The organism is Mycobacterium sp. TH-M15 (assembly GCF_057473705.1).
The window spans coordinates 1-4,426 of the sequence record NZ_JBYCLB010000032.1; the positions used below are offsets into that span (position 1 = coordinate 1).

At 69.5% G+C, this 4,426-nt stretch carries 5 protein-coding genes; 3 read left to right on the forward strand and 2 right to left on the reverse strand.

Annotation, left to right across the window (positions count from 1 at the left end; all coding sequences use genetic code 11):
- From AC2VNT_RS00830 to AC2VNT_RS00840, 3 genes are all read left to right on the forward strand, one after another.
- A partial coding sequence (locus AC2VNT_RS00830) for a hypothetical protein (RefSeq protein ID WP_486945054.1) occupies window positions 1-889 on the forward strand: 889 nt, incomplete at its 5' end.
- Entirely contained in the window at window positions 886-1,644 is a 759-nt protein-coding gene (locus AC2VNT_RS00835; protein ID WP_486945055.1) for a hypothetical protein, read from the forward strand. The genes AC2VNT_RS00830 and AC2VNT_RS00835, both read left to right, overlap by 4 nt.
- 38 nt (window positions 1,645-1,682) lie before the next feature.
- Entirely contained in the window at window positions 1,683-2,084 is a 402-nt protein-coding gene (locus AC2VNT_RS00840) for an HIT family protein (RefSeq protein ID WP_486945056.1), read from the forward strand.
- Between the two features lie 18 nt (window positions 2,085-2,102).
- On the opposite strand, the gene AC2VNT_RS00845 is transcribed toward AC2VNT_RS00840, so the two are convergent.
- Together AC2VNT_RS00845 and phoP are read right to left on the reverse strand one after the other, a co-directional pair.
- The gene (locus AC2VNT_RS00845) at window positions 2,103-3,536 is read right to left on the reverse strand and encodes a sensor histidine kinase (RefSeq protein WP_486945057.1); all 1,434 of its coding nucleotides are present in this window, start codon (window positions 3,534-3,536) and stop codon (window positions 2,103-2,105) included.
- A gap of 48 nt (window positions 3,537-3,584) precedes the next feature.
- A complete protein-coding gene (phoP, locus tag AC2VNT_RS00850; RefSeq protein WP_486945058.1) occupies window positions 3,585-4,304 on the reverse strand; it encodes a two-component system response regulator PhoP in 720 nt (239 codons plus the stop codon).
- Window positions 4,305-4,426: the final 122 nt, after the last annotated feature.

Here is a 4,426-nt window from a genome sequence, read left to right on the forward strand (position 1 = left end):
GGTGCCCGAATCCGAGGTCGGGATCCCGCCCTGGTTGCCGATCTTCGCCGATGCGACGCCCGGTGCGTCGCGGCCGCCGGTACCGCCACGGCGCAGCAGAACCGGGCCGCGGCTGCTCGGTGCCATCGCTCTCACGGTCCTGGCCACCTGCGGGGGGATCGTGGTGTCCACGCCGGTGCGCCCGGCGAACAGCCTGCTGTCCCGGTCGAACTGGTTTCTGGCCAGCGCGCTGCCGGCCCGCGAGGATTTCCCGTCCGACTGGGAGTACACGCTGACCGGGTCGTTGAGCCGCGCGGCCCCGCCGGACTCGTCCGGTGAGCCTCAGCCCGACACCTCGATCCGGGCCACTCAGTACACGCCGGAAGCGTGCGGAAACCTTCCCCGGCTACTCGCCGGCGACGGCACCCATATCGCCAGCGTGCGGGTGTACCGCGACCCCGACCCGTGGTGGATCGCCCGCGCCGAGCCGGCCGACGCGGCCGCCACCGGGCAGATCGACACGCCCGGCCCGACAGCCAGCATCGAGATTCTGGCCGTCGGCGACGGCCGGGCGGAGATCGGCAGCTACCTGCGCTGGCTGCGGCGCTGCCACAGCTACCAGGTCACCACCGAGGATCCGTTGACCGACCCGCTGACCAAGACGACCGACGAGCGCACGGTCACCACCGTGCCGGATCGCCGCCCACCCGGCCGGGCCGACTTCGCCCTCGCGGTCACCAGGACATTCACCTCCTCGCGCGATCCGCACACGGCACCGTCGACGTATCACGTCGGCTACTACGCGATCCGTGACCTGTTGCTGGAATGCACCACCAACATGACCGACTCCGACCTCGACCTGGTGAGACGAGCGGCCGCCCAGACTCTGCAGAGGCTGCACAAGCTGTGACCGGTCCCGCTCAGCCCCGGTCGTGGTCCTGGGCCCTCGCCGCAGCGATCGGCGGAGTCGCCGTCGCCGCGGTGACGGTCACCGTCCCGGTGGTGCGCAGTGACCCGCACAGCGCGACGGCCGGCTCGGAACCACTCGCCCCGCAGCTCGCCGCGCTCAACGACGACGAACTGGCCGCGCTGCTGCCCACCCGCCGTGAGTTTCCACCCGGCTGGACCGTCCGGGAACGCCGGGAGCCATACGAGTATTTCGGGTATTACACCACCCAGCCGTCCGACGGCGGGCTGGCCGTCACACCCGCCGAGTGCTTCGCGGTGATCGGCGGGGCCGCATCCGGCGAGCCGGCCGTCGCGGAGGTCTCCGGACACGATCCGGCCGACCCCGCGGTGCACTCCGACCGCCAGGACATCCGGCTGCGGATCGGCCGCGAATACCACTCGGCCGGATTCGACGACATGATCGAGCTGGTGTCGAAGTGCCAGCGGTTCAGCTCGAGCCCCGGCCCCCGGTTCACGATCAGCTACACCGTGAGCATTCTGGAGAACGACCGGACTTCCGGTGGGCCGCAGCGGTTCCGCTACTCGGTGACCACTCAGTTCGGCGGCCCCGAGCGCAGCACCCGCACCGAGGACTACTACTCCTACGCGCGCACGTCCGGGCTGGTGCTCAGCGGCGCGGGCAGCGACGGTCACCAGCAGGTGTTCGATTCCGCGTTCGCCAAAGCCCTGGCCCGGATTCGCGCCGCGGACGGGTAGCGCCGGCTCGACCCGGCCGGTCAATATGCTTGGACGCTATGACCACCGTCTTCAGCAAAATCATCAACCGGGAACTGCCGGGCCGGTTCGTCTACGAGGACGACGCGGTCGTCGCCTTCCTCACCATCGAGCCGATGACCCAGGGGCACACCCTGGTGGTGCCGCGCGCCGAGATCGACCAGTGGCAAGACGTCGACGGCCCGGCGTTCGCCCGGGTGACGGCGGTGGCGCAGCGGATCGGCAAAGCGGTGTGCCGCGCCTTCGACACCGATCGGGCCGGTCTGATCATCGCCGGTCTCGAGGTGCCGCACCTGCACATACACGTCTTCCCGACCCGCAGCCTCGCCGACTTCGGGTTCGCCGGCGTCGACCGCAATCCGTCCCCGGAGTCGCTGGACCAGGCACAGCAGAGGATCATCGCGGCCCTGGCCGAGCTGTGACGCTCGACGTCGGCCGGCTCAGCGCACCTCGGAGGGAATCTCGGCGATGCGTGGCACCGTGACCCGGAACCGACAACCCCGGCCCGGCGCGGTCTCCACCGTGACCGTTCCGTCGTGCGCGTGGATCAGCGAGTCGACGATCGACAGACCCAACCCGGTGCCGCCGCTGGCCCGGGTCCGCGACGAGTCGGCGCGATAGAACCGCTCGAAGACCCGCTGGGCATCCTTCGCGTCCATCCCGGCGCCGCGGTCGACGACCTCCAGCACCGCGTCGTCGCCGTCGGTGCCGACCCGCACCGTCACCGCGGCGCTCTCCGGGGTGTGCTGTAACGCATTGCCCACCAGGTTGCTCAGCACCTGGCGCAGCCGGGCGTCGTCGCCGAGCACCTCGGGCGTGCCCGGACCGTCGAATACCTCCAGGGCGACAGTGCGCCCCGGTGCGATCGCCTGCGCGTCGTGCACTGCGTCGGTGGCCAGCGCCAGCAGATCGACCCGGTAGTGTTCCAACGGCCGCTGCGCGTCCAGCCGGGCCAGCAACAACAGGTCTTCGACCAGCAGGCCCATCCGACGCGATTCGCTCTCGATCCGCGACATCAGCATCTCGACGTCCCGGGCAGCGCCCTGCCGGTACAACTCGGCAAAGCCGCGAATGGTGGTCAGCGGGGTACGCAGCTCATGGCTGGCATCGGTGATGAACCGGCGCATCCGATCCTCGGAGCTGCGGGCGTCGGCCGCCGACTCCTCCGATGCCGCCACCGCCCGCTGGATCTGGGTGAGCATTCCGTTCAGCGCCTGCGACAGCCGGCCGACCTCGGTGCGCGGGTCGCGCTCGGGGACCCGGCGGTCCAGCTGTCCGGCGGCGATCGCCGCGGCGGTCCGCTCCACCTCGATCAGCGGCCGGAGGCTGCGGTGCACCACCACGAACCCGGCGATGCCGAGCACCAACAACATGACCGAGCCGATCGCCAACCGCGCCAAATCCACGTGCCGGATGGTGGACTGCACGTCGGAGAGGTCGATGGCCACTGTGGTCAGTCTGCCGTTCGGCCCGCGCACCGTCACCGCCCGCCACTGCACGTTCGAGCCGTCCACCGAGGCGACGGTGGTCGGGTCCGGCCCGACATTGTTGTCGGGCGGCAGCTTCGGCTCGGCGTTGCGGTCGTTGACCACGGTCCAGGTACGGCCGTCCGGGTCGACATCACGCACGTAGAAGTTCGACGGCGGCCGCCCCGGATTGGGGAGCTTGTGCGACTCCGGCAGCACCAGCCGCGGGTTCTGCGCCCAGCCCCGCGATGCGTCGAGCAGGGTCTGGTCGATCTTGCTCACCAAGCTGCGCCGCAGGATGGACGTGACCACGATGCCCTGGGCGACCAGACCGCACAGCACCAGCACCAGGGTGGCCGCGACCAGGCTGACCTTCAGCGGCAGCGCGAACCGCCGGCGGTTGACCATCGGCGATCGCCTATCCCGCCCCGGCGGGTCGCGCAGTCGGGGTCGGGATCATCGCGGCTCCCGCAGCACGTACCCGACCCCGCGCAGCGTGTGCAGCAGCCGTTTCTCCCCGGTGTCGATCTTGCGGCGCAGATAGGACACGTAGGACTCCACCACGTTCACGTCGCCGCCGAAGTCGTAGCGCCAGACGTGATCGAGGATCTTCGGTTTACTCAACACGGTTCCGGCGTTGATCACGAAGTACCGCAGCAGGGTGAACTCGGTAGGCGAAAGCGACACCGGCTCACCGGCTTTCCATACCTCGTGGGTGTCCTCGTCGAGTTCGATGTCGGCGAACGTCAAGCGCGCACTGCGGGGTTCCTCGCCGCCCTTGCCGGCACGACGCAGAATGACCCGCAGCCGGGCCACCACTTCTTCCAGGCTGAACGGTTTGGTGACGTAGTCGTCTCCACCCAGGGTCAGGCCGGCGATCTTGTCCTGCAACGAGTCACGGGCGGTCAAGAACAACGCCGGGGCGTCGATCCCGTCGGCGCGCAGCCGGCGCAGCACCCCGAAGCCGTCCATCCCGGGCATCATCACGTCCAAGATCACCACGTCCGGCCGGACCTCGCGAGCGCGGTCCAGTGCGGCCGGGCCGTTGGACGCGGTGTGCACCTCGAACCCCTGGAACTTCAGGCTGACCGAGAGCAGCTCGACGATGTTGGTTTCGTCGTCGACGACCAGAACCCGAGCCTCCGGTTTGCCGTCCTGCGCTGCTGGAACTGACATGAGACCATTCCCTCCCGACGGGTTGAATAATGCCTGGAAAGCGGCTGTGCGTTTGTTGTCAATCAGGCTGGCTTCAGGTCGCCAAATCACGGGCTCACCGCCGGATCGCCCCTAGACTGGCC

What these genes read in the sequence shown, in the direction of transcription:
- AC2VNT_RS00840 (WP_486945056.1), top strand. Translation starts at nt 1,683, where the DNA reads ATGACCACCGTCTTCAGCAAAATCATCAACCGGGAACTGCCGGGCCGG.
- AC2VNT_RS00845 (WP_486945057.1), bottom strand. Translation starts at nt 3,536, where the DNA reads ATGGTCAACCGCCGGCGGTTCGCGCTGCCGCTGAAGGTCAGCCTGGTC.
- phoP (WP_486945058.1), bottom strand. Translation starts at nt 4,304, where the DNA reads ATGTCAGTTCCAGCAGCGCAGGACGGCAAACCGGAGGCTCGGGTTCTG.